The organism is Nonomuraea sp. NPDC049784, assembly GCF_040659615.1.
Taxonomy (GTDB): domain Bacteria; phylum Actinomycetota; class Actinomycetes; order Streptosporangiales; family Streptosporangiaceae; genus Nonomuraea.
In genome coordinates this window covers 58,039-73,190 of sequence record NZ_JBFAMX010000003.1, presented here as the reverse complement: position 1 = coordinate 73,190, position 15,152 = coordinate 58,039, and the positions used below count along the sequence as shown (strand labels likewise).

Annotated in this window: 19 protein-coding genes; 10 read left to right on the top strand and 9 right to left on the bottom strand. The window is 68.2% G+C overall.

What is annotated here, in order from left to right; genetic code table 11:
* Positions 1-47 precede the first annotated feature (47 nt).
* Complete coding sequence (locus AB0J09_RS01475) at positions 48-677, top strand: GNAT family N-acetyltransferase (protein ID WP_360683275.1); 630 nt, start codon at positions 48-50, stop codon at positions 675-677.
* A gap of 15 nt (positions 678-692) precedes the next feature.
* Here AB0J09_RS01475 and AB0J09_RS01470 read toward each other — a convergent pair whose 3' ends face one another.
* Together AB0J09_RS01470 and AB0J09_RS01465 are read right to left on the bottom strand one after the other, a co-directional pair.
* On the bottom strand, positions 693-1,115 hold the full coding sequence (locus tag AB0J09_RS01470) for an ATP-binding protein (RefSeq protein WP_360683274.1): 423 nt from the start codon (positions 1,113-1,115) through the stop codon (positions 693-695).
* A 154-nt stretch (positions 1,116-1,269) separates the two neighbouring features.
* On the bottom strand, positions 1,270-1,677 hold the full coding sequence (locus AB0J09_RS01465) for a MarR family transcriptional regulator (protein ID WP_360683272.1): 408 nt from the start codon (positions 1,675-1,677) through the stop codon (positions 1,270-1,272).
* A gap of 176 nt (positions 1,678-1,853) precedes the next feature.
* On the opposite strand from AB0J09_RS01465, the gene AB0J09_RS01460 reads away from it, so the two are divergent.
* Positions 1,854-2,198, top strand: a complete 345-nt coding sequence (locus AB0J09_RS01460) for a multidrug efflux SMR transporter (RefSeq protein WP_360683270.1) — start codon at positions 1,854-1,856, stop codon at positions 2,196-2,198.
* A gap of 53 nt (positions 2,199-2,251) precedes the next feature.
* Entirely contained in the window at positions 2,252-2,572 is a 321-nt protein-coding gene (locus AB0J09_RS01455; protein WP_360683268.1) for a multidrug efflux SMR transporter, read from the top strand.
* Positions 2,573-2,672: 100 nt separating this feature from the next.
* On the opposite strand, the gene AB0J09_RS01450 is transcribed toward AB0J09_RS01455, so the two are convergent.
* The 4 genes from AB0J09_RS01450 to AB0J09_RS01435 are packed head-to-tail and all read right to left on the bottom strand — an operon-like array spanning position 2,673 to position 6,666.
* Positions 2,673-4,289 (bottom strand): GMC oxidoreductase, encoded by a 1,617-nt coding sequence (locus AB0J09_RS01450; protein ID WP_360683266.1) that lies wholly within the window; start codon positions 4,287-4,289, stop codon positions 2,673-2,675.
* A 7-nt stretch (positions 4,290-4,296) separates the two neighbouring features.
* Positions 4,297-4,803 (bottom strand): carboxymuconolactone decarboxylase family protein, encoded by a 507-nt coding sequence (locus tag AB0J09_RS01445; protein WP_360683264.1) that lies wholly within the window; start codon positions 4,801-4,803, stop codon positions 4,297-4,299.
* The gene (locus AB0J09_RS01440) at positions 4,800-5,858 is read right to left on the bottom strand and encodes a dihydrodipicolinate reductase (protein WP_360683262.1); all 1,059 of its coding nucleotides are present in this window, start codon (positions 5,856-5,858) and stop codon (positions 4,800-4,802) included. The genes AB0J09_RS01445 and AB0J09_RS01440 overlap by 4 nt, the downstream gene beginning before the upstream one ends.
* 49 nt (positions 5,859-5,907) lie before the next feature.
* Positions 5,908-6,666, bottom strand: coding sequence for a class I SAM-dependent methyltransferase (locus AB0J09_RS01435; RefSeq protein WP_360683260.1), 759 nt, complete (start codon positions 6,664-6,666; stop codon positions 5,908-5,910).
* A gap of 72 nt (positions 6,667-6,738) precedes the next feature.
* Here AB0J09_RS01435 and AB0J09_RS01430 point away from each other — a divergent pair, with 72 nt between their 5' ends.
* Positions 6,739-7,308: a CGNR zinc finger domain-containing protein gene (locus AB0J09_RS01430; protein ID WP_360683259.1), complete on the top strand. Its 570-nt coding sequence runs from the start codon at positions 6,739-6,741 to the stop codon at positions 7,306-7,308.
* Here the strand turns inward: AB0J09_RS01430 and AB0J09_RS01425 are convergent.
* The 3 genes from AB0J09_RS01425 to AB0J09_RS01415 form a co-directional block, all read right to left on the bottom strand.
* A complete protein-coding gene (locus AB0J09_RS01425) occupies positions 7,302-8,246 on the bottom strand; it encodes a D-2-hydroxyacid dehydrogenase family protein (protein WP_360683257.1) in 945 nt (314 codons plus the stop codon). The genes AB0J09_RS01430 and AB0J09_RS01425 overlap by 7 nt on opposite strands.
* A 229-nt stretch (positions 8,247-8,475) precedes the next feature.
* Positions 8,476-8,841: a ClpX C4-type zinc finger protein gene (locus AB0J09_RS01420; protein ID WP_360683255.1), complete on the bottom strand. Its 366-nt coding sequence runs from the start codon at positions 8,839-8,841 to the stop codon at positions 8,476-8,478.
* A gap of 18 nt (positions 8,842-8,859) precedes the next feature.
* On the bottom strand, positions 8,860-9,201 hold the full coding sequence (locus AB0J09_RS01415; protein WP_360683253.1) for a hypothetical protein: 342 nt from the start codon (positions 9,199-9,201) through the stop codon (positions 8,860-8,862).
* Between the two features lie 317 nt (positions 9,202-9,518).
* Between AB0J09_RS01415 and AB0J09_RS01410 the strand changes: the two genes are divergently transcribed.
* The 6 genes from AB0J09_RS01410 (at position 9,519) to AB0J09_RS01385 (ending at position 15,151) form a co-directional block, all read left to right on the top strand.
* Complete coding sequence (locus AB0J09_RS01410; RefSeq protein WP_360683360.1) at positions 9,519-11,333, top strand: glycosyltransferase family 2 protein; 1,815 nt, start codon at positions 9,519-9,521, stop codon at positions 11,331-11,333.
* Between the two features lie 69 nt (positions 11,334-11,402).
* The gene (locus AB0J09_RS01405; protein ID WP_360683251.1) at positions 11,403-12,404 is read left to right on the top strand and encodes an energy-coupling factor ABC transporter permease; all 1,002 of its coding nucleotides are present in this window, start codon (positions 11,403-11,405) and stop codon (positions 12,402-12,404) included.
* Positions 12,405-12,407: 3 nt separating this feature from the next.
* Positions 12,408-13,163, top strand: coding sequence for a cobalt ECF transporter T component CbiQ (gene cbiQ / locus AB0J09_RS01400; RefSeq protein ID WP_360683249.1), 756 nt, complete (start codon positions 12,408-12,410; stop codon positions 13,161-13,163).
* The gene (locus AB0J09_RS01395) at positions 13,145-13,894 is read left to right on the top strand and encodes an ABC transporter ATP-binding protein (protein WP_360683247.1); all 750 of its coding nucleotides are present in this window, start codon (positions 13,145-13,147) and stop codon (positions 13,892-13,894) included. The genes cbiQ and AB0J09_RS01395 overlap by 19 nt, the downstream gene beginning before the upstream one ends.
* 95 nt (positions 13,895-13,989) lie before the next feature.
* Positions 13,990-14,328 (top strand): STAS domain-containing protein, encoded by a 339-nt coding sequence (locus AB0J09_RS01390; protein WP_091080528.1) that lies wholly within the window; start codon positions 13,990-13,992, stop codon positions 14,326-14,328.
* 49 nt (positions 14,329-14,377) lie between these two features.
* The gene (locus tag AB0J09_RS01385) at positions 14,378-15,151 is read left to right on the top strand and encodes an SDR family NAD(P)-dependent oxidoreductase (RefSeq protein WP_360683245.1); all 774 of its coding nucleotides are present in this window, start codon (positions 14,378-14,380) and stop codon (positions 15,149-15,151) included.
* The last annotated feature ends 1 nt before the right edge of the window (position 15,152 follow it).

Here is a 15,152-nt window from a genome sequence, read left to right as displayed (position 1 = left end):
GGAGACTGCATTTGAAAGCGCATCGGCTGGGTGACTACGGTCTCTGAATGATCGCTTTGTCTGATCTCCTCGCCCATGCGGCCCGTGGGCATATGCCCGAGCCGGATGCCGGTCCCACCATCGTCCCGCAGCCTTCTCCGCGTGACGCAGGAGTGATCGCCTTCACCGCGCACAATGTCATCTTCGCCGACCTCGACGAGGAGTGGATCAGATCCCGGCTTCCCGACGGCGACCTCTCGGCGCCACTCAACCCCCCGTTCCTCAGAGACTTGGAAGAACGCATGGGACGCCGGATCAACAACATCGACATGCTCGCCCTGGCAGCCCCCTGCGCCGGCCCGCCGGCGATCGAGTTGATCCAGGTCACGGACACCGCCCATCCACGCGTCGAGCGAGCCCGCCGCTATCGTGACGACGTACGCGTATGGACCTGTCCTGGGGGACTACTGGTCATCGGACGAGGCGTAGCCGGTCGGTGGGAGGTCGCGATCGAGGTCGATCCGGCCAGCCGAGGACGCGGCCTGGGCCGGACGCTCGCCCGCGCGGCCAGGCATCTCACTACACACCCGCTCTGGGCTCAGATCGCCCCGGGCAACGCGGCGAGCGTCCGGGCGTTCCTCGCCGCCGGTTACGCCGCGATCGGCGCCGAAGCACTGCTCGTCCCACCTTCTGCATGACCTGGCCCTGCGGGCTCATGCTCGTTGCGCGAGGGCTCTGGGAGGGACGACTCCGCTGACGGTGGTCCCCCCGCCGGGCACGCCGCTGACCGTGAGAGATCCGCCGATTCCGGCGAAGTATGTCTCCATCGCGTTCAGTCCCCGACCGGTCGTCCCGGAGGGGAAGCCGCACCCGTCGTCGCTGACCGTCAGGCGCAGGCCGTTCTTTCCCAGCGTGAGGGCAATCGAGACTGTACGGGCACGACTGTGCCGCTCGATGTTGGCCAGCGCCTCGCACACCGTCGCGTACAGGTCATGGGCGACGAGATCAGGAACGTCGCCCTTGGGAAGGGCCCACACCTCCACGGCGATACCCGCACACGCTGACCACTCCGCCAACCGGCGCTCTAGCGCCTGCTGAACGGTCGTGGCCTCCAGCAGACGAAGATCGTCGTACAACTGCTGTCCTCTCGCTTCTCCACGAGCGTTTCGCCGCCCGCAGTTGACTAGAGGTGAGCATGTCAGAACGTACCGTCAATCCGCTTACAAGTCGCTGTCGAGTGCTCGGCTTCCCTGCGGATGGTCACTGTAGCGGGGGACGCACGTACGACGGTCATTGAAACAGGGGACGGGCCGTGGTCAGGAGGGTGCTGATCAGTGCGTTCTGTTGTCCGGCTTCGTCCAGGGCGGTGGACAGCGTTCCCGCATAGGTGCCCCGCGCCTCCTGGTGGCGGGCGCGGCCGGCGTCGGTGATGACGGTGTAGACGCCTCGCTTGTCCTCGGGGCACAGGTCGCGGTACGTGAACCCGGCGGCGTTCAGACGGCTGACCAGGCGGGTGACCGAGCTTTGGTTCAGTCCCAGGCGGGCTGCCAGGTCTTGCATGCGAAGTTCGCCGTCGTCGGCGCCCGCCAGGAGCTCAAGGGCGCGATATTCGGACAAGCCAAGGCCGTGTTGGCGCTGGAGTGCGGTGCCGAGGCGATGTTCGACATGTGCGTGCAAGGTCAGCATCTGGTTCCACATGTGCGCATCCCCGGTGGCGCTCGTGGCGATCGGGGCCGTTGATGTCATCACGTGGTCTCCTTCGGCAGTACCGGGACTCCGGCGGACGATCTAGTCATATTGACACAAGCTTCTTGTACATACATACTCTTCGAAAGTGTTTGCATATACATACAATTACCTTGGAGTGACTCCCCATGGCCTGGATCTACCTGCTGATCGCCTCAGTCTTCGAGGTGGTGTTCGCCCTGGCCACCAACGCCACCAACGGCTTCACCGAACTCGGTCCGTCCCTCCTCACGGCCGGGGCCGCCGCCGGTGGCATCTTCTTCCTCAGCCAGGCGCTGAAAACCCTGGACGTGGGTGTCGGCTACACCGTGTGGACAGGCATCGGCTCGGTCGGCACGGTGGTGCTCGGGACCGTGATCTTCAACGAGCCGATGAACATCTGGAAGGCGCTCGCCTTCGTCCTCATCATCGGCGGCGTTCTGGGGCTCAAGCTCGCCGACAAGCTCACCAAGAAGCCGGCCGCCGCCGGCTGACCAGCCCGGTCCTCACATCGATCAACCATTGTTCTCGCAAGGAGCACACCGTCATGGCCTGGTTCTATCTGTCGCTCGCCGTCGTCTTCGAGGTCGCCTTCGCGATCGGCACCAACGCCACCCGGGGCTTCACAAGGCTGTGGCCCTCGGTATTCACCCTGCTAGCCGCAAGCGGCGGCATCTTCACCCTCAGCCTGGCACTCAAGACGCTGGATGTGGGCGTCGGCTACACCATCTGGACCGGCCTGGGCTCCATCGGCACCGTCCTCTTGGGCGCTCTCATCTACAAAGAGAAGATCACCCTGCCCAAGCTGCTGTCCTTTGCCGCCATCATCCTCGGCGCCATCACTCTCAAGCTGGCCGCCGGAGCCTGACCAGTCAGATCGGTATCGGCGGTCCCTTGCGCCGCCGGGATGCCGGCAGCCCCGCGAAGCACTGCCTCGCGAGGCTGCCCCGCAAGTGGAGGGTCATCCGCTAAAGGTCGGCGGAAATGATTCTTTCGATGTTCCGTTCGGCGAGCGCGGTAATGGTGACGAACGGGTTCACGGAGGTGTTTCCGGGGATCAGCGCACCGTCTATGACGTACAAGCCGGGATAAGCGGTCAGGCGGCCGTAATTGTCGGTGGCCTTGTTCAGCACCGCGCCGCCGAGCGGGTGGTACGTGAGTTGGTCGCCCCAGATCTTGTAGACGCCGAACAAGTCGGTACGGTAGATCGTCCCTTCCTTCGCGTTGATTTTGTCGAAGATGGTCTTGGCCATGTCGATGGACGCTTGCTTCCACGACGTTTGCCAGCTCAGATCCACCTGGCCGGTCGCGGCGTTCCACGAGAACTGGGCGCGGTTCGGGGTGTTGGTTATCGACAGATAGAACGAGGCGTAGGTTTCGATCCCGGTGGGCAGCGGGGCCACTTCGGCGAATGCGCCGCCCGCGGTCCAGTTGTCGATGCCGCAGCACGGGATGGCCGACTGGAGTGCGCCGGTCGGGTCCCACAGGTGATTGGCGCGGCCGCACATGACGTTGCCGTTGTCGCCCCAGCCCTTGCCGATCTCGTTGTTCAGGTTGGGGAGCGCCCCGGTGGCCTTCAGCTTGACCAGCAGCTTGCTGGTGCCCACGCTGCCGGCGGCGAAGAACACGCGGTCCGCGGTCACGGTCTTGGTGGTCGTGGTGCCGCCGTTGGTGTTCAGCTGGTCGATGACGACCGTGTAGCCGCCGCCGGTCGCCGGCGCGACCGAGGTGACCTTGTGCAGGGGCGAGATGGTGACCCTGCCGGTGGCCTTGGCCTGGGCGAGGTACGTTTTCTGCAGCGACTTCTTGCCGTAGTTGTTGCCGTAGAGGATTTCGCCGGCCAGGGCGGACTTGGTGACCGTTCCCGCCGCTTCCTGCTTCATGTAGTTCCAGTCGTACACGTCCGGCACGAAAACGAACGGGAAGCCGGAGCGCTGGGCCTGCTTGCGGCCGACGCGGGCGTATTGGTAGCAGTCGGTGGAGTCGAACCAGGCCGGGTCCACGGTGGCGGCTCCCAGGCCGGCGTTCGCGCGGGGGTAGTAGGTGTCGTACATTTCCGCCGGGTCCACGGAAGGGAGGATGGCGGCGAAGTTCGCGCGCTTCGGGGTGACCGCCATGCCGCCGTTCACCAGTGAGCCGCCGCCGACGCCGCGGCCCTGGTAGACCGTGATGCCGCTGAAGTCCTCCGCGTCCAGAACGCCGGTGTAGCGGGGGATGTCCCGGTCGATGGGGAAGCCGAGGAAGTAGTTGAGCGGGGCCTTTGTCCTGGTACGGAGCCAGTAGGAGCGGTAGTCGGGCTCGCGCGTGTTGCAGAAGATCTTGCCGTCGGAGCCGGGGGTGTCCCAGGCCATGCCCATCTCGACCATGTGCACGTCGACGCCCGCCTGAGCCAGGCGCAGGGCGGCGACCGAGCCGCCGTACCCGGTGCCGATCACCAGCACCGGCACGTGCGCCCCGTTCGCGATCGGGCCAGCGGCCGCGGCGGCGGGGCCGCCGAGGGCCGCGACCCCCATGATGGAGCCGGCTCCGGCGAGGAAGCCGCGGCGCGAGATGCCGTTGCCCGAGGGGATGTCGGTGCTGCTCATGTGGTCCTCACTTCCTGCGCTGCGGTGTGGGTGAGGAGCCGCCGGTCAGCGTGCATGCGGCGTCGAGGCCCAGCACGTGGTTGAGGCGGCCGAACGCCAGCCATGAGCCGAGGCACATGCTCAGCTCCACGATTTCGAGCTGGCTGTAATGCGCGGTCATCCGCGTCCAGAACTCGTCGTCGAGCCCGTGGTGGTCGAGGGCGTACCGCTCGGCGTACTCGGCGGCCAGCCGGGTGCGCTCGTCGAAGGCGTCGGTGGTGCGCCACTGCGTCACCGCCTCGTCGAACTCCTCCTCGACCTTCTCCCCGTCCCGTTCCGTGCGCCAGTCGAGGCAGAAGGCGCACCCGTTGATCTGGGCGATGCGCAGCCGGGCCGCCTCGAACTCGCGCAGTCCCAGCGTGCTGTGGGCGTACACCGACATCGAGAACTTGGAGGCGGCGATCCCGATGCCGGGCACCATCTCGCCCCAGACGTACGCGATCGGGTCCTTGCCCTGGGGAATGTCGATGTTCACGGCCGGTTCCCTCCGAGTCTGCCGGGGTTCAGCGGGACGTCGAGCGCGTCGTACAGTCCTGGCTCCGCGTCCGCGAGCCAGCCGATGGCGCCCACCAGCCGGGCGACCGCGGTGGCGTTCCCGCCGGCGGAGCTGTTGCCGCCCTCGTCCGTGGCCTCGACCGTGACCTCGATGCGCGGGCGGCCCTCGATGATCACCCGGTGCGCGCCCACGCCGTTCGGGGGCGTCGGCCAGTCCGGGGCGCAGGACGGGTGGATGCGGGTGACGTGCTCGATGACGATGCGGGGCTCGCCCCCGACGATGCCCTGCACCTCGAACCGCACCGCGCCCTGGGTCCCCGCCTCGAACTCGCCCACCGTGGCGTCCAGCGGGCGCCGGTCCCGGGTCTCACGGATCTCGTCGAGCTCGACGCCGAGAGCCCTGGCCATCAGGCGCACCTGCCCGCCCCACACCATGGTCGGGACGGTCGGCGCGATCATGGGCGGTTCGTAGTCCATCGGCTGGCCCATGCCGACCAGGTACCGGACCGAGTCCGGCTGGTCGTACGTGGAGTAGTCGAAGATCTCCTGGCAGCGGATCACGTCAATGGCGGTGCCGAGCCCGCTGATCAGCAGTGGCAGCACGTCGTTGCCCCAGCCGGGGTCGATTCCCGAGACGAACAGCGAGCCGCCGCCGTCCTCTATGGCGGCCAGCACCGGCTCGCGCAGCTCGGGCGGTGCGCTGCGCTGGTCGTAGAGCGCGTACAGCGAGGGGGTGACGACTATGGCCCCCGCCCGGATCGCTCGGGTGACGTCGGCGAGTGCCTCGTCGGGGCGAAGGTCGCCGGAGGCCGCGTACACCACGGCCCGGGGGCTCGCGGCTAACACCGCGTCGACGTCGTCGGTCGCGACGATCCCGAGATCGTGTCCGAGCCCGCCGAGCTCGCCGGCGTCCCGGCCGACTTTGCCCGGGTCGTGGACGAGTACGGCCGAGAGCTTCAATCCTGGATGGGCCGCGACGGCACGGATGGCCGCGCGGCCGACGTTGCCGGTGCCCCAGACGACCGTGGACATCATGGGCGGAGCGTAGCAAGCGCTTGGTTGAGTGTATAGAGGTCGAATGCGGTCAGTCTCGTACGGCGCACAGCAGGCGGTTGTTGCCCCGCTGCCAGAGTGTGCCGATCTCCGAGAAGCCGGCCTCCCGGAGTGCCTCGACGTGATGCGACAGGAGCCGGGACTCCGAGCCGTGATGCGAGGCCCCGGCCGTGGTGCGCCGCTCCTCGTTGAGCTCGGCGAAGGCGGGGTCCGCCTCGACCGCGTCCCACCAGGCCCGCCAGTCCTCCGGCGGGTTCGCGCCGAACGTCCGCTCCGTCTCCCGGTCGTGAACGGCGTGCTCCAGGCGGGCGAGGGACGGGGTGGCGTCGTCGGTGTCCATGTGGTCGCCGTTGAGCAGCAGCCCGCCCGGGCGCAGGACGGCCGCGACCTCGCCGTACACGCCCTTGAGGTCGGAGGCGGAGATCCAGTGCAGCGCCGTCGTGCTGATTGCGGCGTCGGCAGGCCCGTCCAGTCCGAGCAACTCCGTCCACCCGCCGGCGCGGAGGTCCGCGGAGACGAACGTGAGCCGCGGGTACGCGGCACGCCCGAGCCCGAGCAGCAGCGGGTCGGCGTCCACCGAGATCACCTTCGCCTTCGGCAGGCGGTCGAGCAGCCGGGCGGACAGCGAGCCGGGGCCGCAGCCCAGATCGATCACCACCGGATCCGGCCGTCCCAGCGCCTCGACGGCGTCGATCAGGGCGGTGAACCGCTCCTCGCGATCCGGCAGGTAGCCCTCCTGTTGACGGTCCCAGCGCGACATCCACTCCAATGCGGCATCGTGAGTGAGCACGAACGTCTCCTTGTGACTGTCGTTTAAGCTTTGGTCAGTCACAAACTAGAGCATGAAAGTGTAACCGGTCAATTGGATTTCAACAGTCACACCGATGGAGTGGTCAGGGCGGCGGTGGCGCTCGTCAACGCGCTGACCCCAGGTGAGCGGCGGGGACGCGACCATCCGGCGCCGGACGACCTCGGGGCCGCCGCCACTGAGGCCCTGCGTGCCGTCTATCCGGATCGCCGCGAGGTCACCGATCCGGAGGGCGCCGAGCTGGCCGAGGTGGCCGCCCGCCTGCGAACGGTCTTCGCCGCCGTGGCCGACGGCGACATCGACACCGCGGCCACACAGGTGAACGCGCTGCTGGACGAGACCCACGCCAGGCCGATGCTCCAGCGGCACGACGGCGAGCCGTGGCACCTGCACTTCCACGGCCACGAAGGCACGATGGCGGGCGAGTGGGGGGCGGGCTGCGCCACCGGGCTCGCGATCGTGCTGGGCAGCGAGTTCAGCGACCGCCTGGGAGTCTGTACGGCGCCGCACTGCGACCGCGTCTACGTGGACGTGTCACGCAACGGCACCCGCAGGTTCTGCTCCACGGCCTGCCAGAACCGCGTCAAGACGGCAGCCTTCCGGGCCAGGGGCAGAACTCACTGAAGGCGGCGGATCGGAGCGCCGTCGAGGAAGGCGTCGATGTCCTCGACGGCCTCGCGGAAGTACGTACGGTAGTTCAGCTCCGTCACGTACCCCAGGTGCGGGGTGGCCAGCACGTTGGGCAGCGTGCGCAACTCGTGGCCGGCGGGCAGCGGCTCCGTCTCGAACACGTCCAGCCCGGCTCCCGCGATCCGTCCCGCCTTCAACGCCGCGACCAGCGCCTTCTGATCGACGATCGCCCCCCGCGAGGTGTTCACCAGGTACGCGCCGGGCCGCATCAACGACAACTCCCGCTCCCCGATCAGGCCCCGCGTCCGGTCGCTCAGCACGAGGTGGATGGAGACGATGTCGGCCTCGGACAGCAGCACGTCCATGCCTGGGGCGAGCCGCACGCCGAGGGCGTCCGTACGCTCCTGGGTGAGGTTCTGGCTCCACGCCACGACGTCCATGCCGAACGCCCGGCCGATCTCCGCCATCCGGGACCCTAGCTTGCCGAGCCCGAGCAGCCCCAGCGTGCGGCCGTGCAGATCCGTGCCCAGGGTGCTCTGCCAGGGGCCGTCGGCGCGCATGGCCGTCGCCTCCGGCAGCAGGTGGCGGGCGAGGCCGAGGATCAGAGCCCAGGTCAGCTCGACCGGAGGGGTCGAGCTGCTGCCCGTGCCGCAGACCGTGATGCCGCGCTCCCGAGCGGCGTGCAGGTCGATGGCGGCGTTGCGCATGCCCGTGGTGATGAGCAGCCGGAGGTTGGGCAGCCGGGAGAGCAGTTCGGCCGGGAACGGCGTGCGCTCCCGCATGGCGACCACGATCTCGTAGTCGTGGAGGGCGGCCACGAGCTCGTCCTGGCTGCCGAAGTGGTCGCGGAAGCTCGTCGCCCGCACTCTCGACCAGTCGGCCAGACCGAGCGCCACTCCCTGGTAGTCGTCAAGCACGGCGCAACGCAGCATGGTCGGCAATCCTATGAGGCGTCCCCCTGCTCCAGCTCCCCGGGTTGCGGTCCGGGGAGCTGGAGCCCGCTCACTGGGCAGCCAGTCGCTCTGCCTCTTCGTGCAGCGCCAGGATGAGAACCAGCTCCAGGTGGAGCTCCTCGAGATCGGGCGCCGCGAGACCGTCTAGCACGCGCATGTTGGGCCTCCCTGGATATAGGACGTCCCACGCGCCACAACGGTTCACTGGTCAGGTCTCGCTCCTGAAACGTTCCCACGCGGATTGCCGCGTCATGCCGAGCGAGGCGCCGATGCGTTCCCAGCTGACGTCCCTGCCACGCAGGTTCGCCACCCAGTCGCGCAGGTTGTCGTCCACCTGTGCTTGTACGGCGGCGATTTTCGGGAGGTGCTCGAGTATTTGCTCTTCGGTCATCGTCTCCCACGTCGGGAGCCGGGGCTCGGTGGAGGATGCGAGTCGTTCCTGTTCGAGGATTTCATTGCACAGCCCTATACATTGATCGCAAATGTGCACACCAGGACCGGCAATCATCTTGTTCACCTCCGCACTCTTCTTGTGGCAGAAAGAGCAGCGGATCTTGTCCTTCCAGTCAGGCATGGCCTGACAGTACTCCCGTCAGGCCGCACCTGACAACCCTATGTGCTCCTGCAAGATCTCCTGGCGTTCCTCGGTGATCCTGTGGCAGATCGTCACGTACGCGTTCAGCACCTTGCGGTACAACCCGCGCGCCTGCTCCAGCTGGGCGCGCAGTTCCAGGACGCGGTCCACCTCGCCGCGCTGTTCGGCCTCCATCAACAGGGCACGCGCCTCGTCCACGATCTCTTCGGCTCGCATCCTCGTGCGGCGAAGCAGTGCGGAGCACTCGTGCAGCTCTTCCAGTCGAGCCGCCGAGGCGATGAACTCAGCAGAGTGCGTGGGCGAGTCGTGCGCCGCCCGCCTGCGGAGATCCGATCCCATTTACCGCCACCTCCCGGTCAAGGTTGCCTAACTGTAGACGCGCAACTCTCGGGAGCGGATCACCGGCGAACGGCCAGGGGTATCTCAATGATCCTGGTGGAGAGGTTTCTATTCCCCGGTAGGAAAACCTCGTCCCTGAAACTCGTTCGGTCCAGGCTAAATGTGGCACTTCAGCGGCTATCAGCGGAATGCCGTAAATCTCCGTTGCTGGCAAAAGCAGGGGATGAAGATGCCCGATTGGCCCCCCTGGAGACCGGCGCCCGTCACATACTGAAACCAACTAGCAGCGCAACGTGACACAGGCGGCGGTGGTGGCGATGTCGGCAACCGGGAACGATGACGACGCGGTTGACGTAAGCGTTGTCATCCCCGCACACAACTGCCGGGCATACCTCGACAGATGCCTCACCTCCGCGCTCGTGCAGCGCGTGAAGAAGGAGCTCATCGTCGTCGACGACGGCTCCACGGACGGCAGCGGCGAGCTCCTTGACCTCTACGCCACGTACCACAAGGACAGCGTCAAGGTTGTCCACATCGACGGCAGCGGCGGCGCGGGCCGGCCGCGCAACGTCGGCATCGAGCACGCCACGGGCCGGTACGTGTTCTTCTGCGACGCCGACGACTACCTCGGCCCCGAGGCGCTGGAACGCATGGTCGCCATGGCCGACAGGAACGGCTCCGACATCGTCCTCGGCAAGATCGTGGGGCACGGCCGGCGGGCGCCGGTGTCGATGTTCCAGCAGAGCGCCGACCGCGTGGGCCTCGGCGACAGCAACGTCTACAACAGCCTGTGCTGCTTCAAGCTGTTCAGGAGGGAACTGCTCGAACGCCACGACATCAGGTTCGGCGAGGGCATGCTCGTCGGCGAGGACATCATCTTCACCGTCCACGCCTACTGCCACGCCGCGGTCATCTCCGTGGTGGCCGACTACGACTGCTACCACCTCGTGTCCAGGCCGGACGGCAGCAGCATCATGCAGCAGAAGGGCAGCAGGGACCCGCTGGCCTGGCTGGCCATGATCAGGCAGCCGATCCAGCTCATGGCCGAGCACATCGAGCCCGGCCCACTCCGCGACCACCTGCTGCGCAGGCACTTCAGGCTCGACGCGTTCGCCCAGCTCGGGGCAGTGTTCCTGGAGAGCGACGACGTACGGCGCAAGGACATCGCCCGGGAGGTGGCCGCCCTCTGCGACGAGTGGTACACGCCCGGGGTGCACGAGCTGCTCAACAGCATCGACAGGCAGCGGGCGACCGCGCTGGGCGACATCGACCGTCTGGTGCGCCTGGCCCGCATCGAGAACGCCACCGTGCGGCGCAGGCTGACCGGGCTGCGCTGGGACGGCGACCGCCTGGTGGTGACGGGATCCGCCCGGCTGGACGGCATTAGCAGGGACGACGGCCTGGCCGTGGTGCTGCGCGCGCGGCACGACCCGGCCACCGAGCTGGTCATCCCGGCCGAGCGCAAGGGGGGCGAGTTCACCGTACGGGTGGACGTGGCCGCGCTCGCTTCGGGGATCTGGGATCTGCGGGTGGCGGTCGAGCTCGAGGGGGTGGTGCGGTTCGGCAGGCTCGGGGGCGAGCGCGACAGCGGCATCAATCTCCCGCCGCCCCGGCTGATCGACGGCGTGGTGGCACTGCCGTACTTCACCCGGGACAACGGCAACCTCAGCATCGACGTCGGCGGCCACGTGGTCGCGGTGCCCGGCACGGTGCACCTCATCAGGACGAGGTGGGCGCTGGGGCACCGGCTGCTCATCGACGGCGAGGTCAGCGTCGTCGGCACCGCTCCGGCGGCTTCGGCGGTCAAGCGGATCGTCTGGCGCGAGCGGCGGACCGGATGTGAGCGGACCGAGCGCGTGCTGGCGCTGCCCGGCGGGGGGTTCGCGGCCAGGGTCGCGGTCGGCTGGCTCCCGCCGGGGACCTGGGACGCGTACCTGGAGCTCGATCTGGGCGGGCCGCCCGCCCGGTTCAGGATCGAGACCGACGCTGAGACTGTCGCGGCGCCGCGCAGGTGGTGGGGCGCGGCCCTGCTCAGGACCGTGCGGCCGTACGCGACCTCGGGGAAGGGGAGGCTGAGCACCGTGGTGCGGCGGCTGACGGCGCGGACGATCATCAGAAAGATCATGCGCTAATTGCCATCTATGTGCAGGTGCAAGACGATGTCCTAAAGTAGGGACGTTTGCTCTTGCAGGAGGTTTGGCGTGCACGTACCCGATGGCTTCTTCAACGCGGCGACATCCGTCTCGGCCGGCGTCGTGGCGGCCGCCGGTGTCGCGGTCTGTCTGCGCGGGGCGCGGCGCGAGCTCGACGACAGGACGGCTCCCATGGCCGGGCTCGTCGCGGCCTTCATCTTCGCCGTCCAGATGCTCAACTTCCCCGTCGCCGCCGGCACCAGCGGCCACCTGCTGGGCGGGGCGCTGGCCGCGATACTCGTCGGGCCTTATACGGGCGTGTTGTGTATGGCCGTGGTCCTGCTCGTGCAGTGCGTGCTCTTCGCGGACGGCGGGCTGACCGCGCTCGGCATCAACATCACGATCATGGGCATTGTCACCGTGCTGGTCGGCTGGGGGGTCTTCCGGCTGGTGGCGAGGGTCGCCAGGGGCCGGATCGTGGTGGCGGCGTTCCTGGCCGCGCTGGTCTCGGTCCCCTCGGCCGCGCTGGTGTTCGCGCTGCTGTTCTGGGTCGGGGGGACCGCGCCGATCGAGGTGGGCGCGGTGGCCGCGGCCATGGGTGGCGTGCACGTGCTCATCGGGATCGGCGAGGCGCTGATCACCGCGGTGACGGTCGGCGCGGTCCTCGCGGTCCGGCCCGACCTCGTGTACGGCGCCCGCGGCCTGGCCAAGCCGCTGGTCCTGCGGGGGGCTGAGGGTGAGACCACGACAGTGGGCGGGCAGGAGCCGGCGGCCGCCCCCGGCGCGCTCAGGCCGTTCCTGCTCGGGGGTGTCGGCCTGACCCTGGTGCTGGCCGGGATCGTGTCGTTCTTCGCCTCCTCCTCGCCTGACGGGCTGGAGGCGGTCGCGGAGAACAAGGGCTTCCTCTCGCAGGCGAGCGACCATCTGTTCGGGTCGTGGGCGCTGGCCGACTACGGCGAGGTGGGCGGCGTTCCGGTCGGGGTGGCCGGGATCGTCGGTGTCGGACTGGTGCTGCTCGTCGCCGGAGGCGTGGCCTATGCCGCGCGGAGCCGTACGAAGGTCAAGGTCTGACTCATGAGTGCGGGGCACCATCACCAGCTCTACCTGCCGGGCGACTCGGTCGTGCACCGGCTGCCGCCGCAGTGCAAGCTGCTGGCCGTCTTCGCGTTCGCGATCGTCGTGGTGGCCACGCCGCGGGAGCGGTTCTGGGTGTTCGCGGCCTACGCCGCTCTGCTGGGGATCGTGGCGGTGGTGGCGAAGGTGCCGATGCCGTACGTCCTGCGGCGGATGGTGATCGAGGTGCCCTTCGTGCTGTTCGCGTTCGTCATCCCGATCATCGGGCTGGGGGAGCGGACCAGCGTCCTGGGGGTCTCGCTGAGCGTGCCCGGGCTCTGGGCGGCGTGGAACATCCTGGCCAAGGCCACGCTCGGCGTGATCGCCTCCATCCTGCTCGCGGCCACCACCGAGCCGCGGGTGATCCTCATCGGGGCCCAGCGGCTCCGGCTGCCGAGTCTGCTGGTGCAGATCGCCATGTTCATGCTGAGGTACATGGACGTGATCGTGGATGAGATGCGGCGGATGCGGGTGGCCCGGGAGTCCCGTGGGTTCGAAGCGCGAGATTTGCGGCAGATCCCGGTGATCGCCCGGTCCGCTGGGGCGCTGTTCATCCGGTCGTACGAGCGGGGCGAGCGCGTGCACCTGGCGATGCTCAGTCGGGGATACTCGGGACGGATGCCTATTATTCAAGATTTTTCAGCCTCCGTACGCCAATGGGGCATTGCTCTCGCCCTCCCGGCCATGGCCCTCGCAGTATGGGGACTCTCCTGGTGAACTCTCTCGAAGTCAGGCAGCTCGCCTACGCCTACCCCGACGGCACGCAGGCGTTGTTCGGCGTGGACCTGTCGATCGCCCGCGGCGAGCGCGTGGCCCTGCTCGGCCCGAACGGCGCGGGCAAGACCACCCTCGTCATGCATCTCAACGGCATCCTCACCCCTGGGCACGGAACTGTCACCGTGGCCGGCACCCCGGTGCGCAAGGACACGCTCAAGGAGGTCAGGCAGCGCGTCGGCCTGGTCTTCCAGGACCCGGACGACCAGCTCTTCATGCCCACGGTCAGGGACGACGTCGCCTTCGGCCCGGCCAACGCGGGCGTGCGCGGCGAGGACCTCGACCGCGTCGTCAAGGACGCGCTGGAGCGGGTCGGCATGCTGGAGGCCATCGACCGGCCGCCGCACCATCTGTCGTTCGGCCAGCGGCGCCGCGTGGCGGTGGCGACGGTGCTGGCCATGTCGCCGGAGATCCTGGTGCTCGACGAGCCCTCGTCCAACCTGGACCCGGCCGCCCGCAGGGAGCTGGCCGAGATCCTGCGCTCTCTCGACGTGACGGTGCTCATGGTCACGCACGACCTTCCGTACGCGCTGGAATTGTGTGAACGCTCGCTGATCCTCTCCGGCGGCGTGATCGCCGCCGACGGCCCCACGCGCGAGCTGCTCTCCAACACGGAACTGCTGGCCGAGCACCGCTTGGAGCTTCCGTACGGCTTCGCCATCCCTGCGGTATGAGGCCTATTTCAGGTACCTCGTCCGCATCTTCGTAGTTTGTGCATGCCCGGTACCCGGGGATGTCGAAGTACAGTGGCTCATCGAGGAGGGGCCAAATGAAGCTGCGGCTTGCACGACACGCTCTTGGCGATGCCGTGGTGGTGGCCGTTGAGGGAGAACTCGACCTGTTCACCGCGCCGTTCCTGCGCGACGAGGTGCGTGACGCCATCAAGCAGGACAGCGCCAAGCTCGTGCTTGATCTGCAGCAGCTGTCGTTCATGGACTCCAGTGGGCTGTCGGTGCTGATCGAGGCCTGGCGGCTGGCGACGGGCGAGGGCGGCGGCGTGTCCCTGGCGGCGCCCCAAGCGCCTGTGGCGCGCATTCTGCGCACGACCGGGCTCGACCGGCGCATCAAGGTGTACTCCGACGTCGACAGCGCCGTGGGCGAGATTTGACCGCACCCCGAGTAGAACTTCATTCGGTCTGCGGGTTAAGGTCCGGGATATGGACGTGAACGGATCTGCAGCAATCATCTCCGGCGGCGCCAGCGGCCTCGGCGAGGCGACAGCTCGTGAGCTGGCCCGCGCGGGCGCCACCGTGGTCGTCGCCGACCTCAATGAGGAGCGCGGCAAGGCCATCGCCGACGAGCTCGGCGGGGTGTTCGTCAGGACCGACGTGTCGGACGACGATCAGGTGCAGGCGGCCGTGGACGCCGCCGTGGCCACCGGCAAGCCGCTGCGCGTGGTGGTCAACAGCGCCGGCATCGGCTGGGCCGAGCGCACCGTCAACCGCGACGGCAGCCCGCACAACCCGGCCTCCTACCGCAAGGTGATCGAGGTCAACCTGATCGGCACGTTCAACCTCATGCGCATCGGCGCCGCCGCGATCGCCAAGACCGAGCCGGCCGACGCCGACGGGCAGCGGGGTGTGGTGATCAACACCGCCTCCGTGGCCGCGCTGGAGGGCCAGACGGGGCAGCTCGCGTACTCCGCCTCCAAAGGCGGCATCGTGGGCATGACCGTGCCCGCGGCGCGCGACCTGGCCGCGATCGGCGTCCGGGTGAACACGATCTGCCCGGGCATCATCGACACGCCGATCTACGGCTTCTCCGCCAACGCGGACGAGTTCAAGGCCAAGCTGGTGGCGCCTGTGGTGTTCCCCAAGCGCATGGGGCGGGCCGACGAGTTCGCGCACCTGGTGCGGTCGTTGATCGAGAACGACTACATGAACGCCGAGGTCATCCGCTTCGACGGCGGCATCCGCTTCCAGCCCAAGTGAG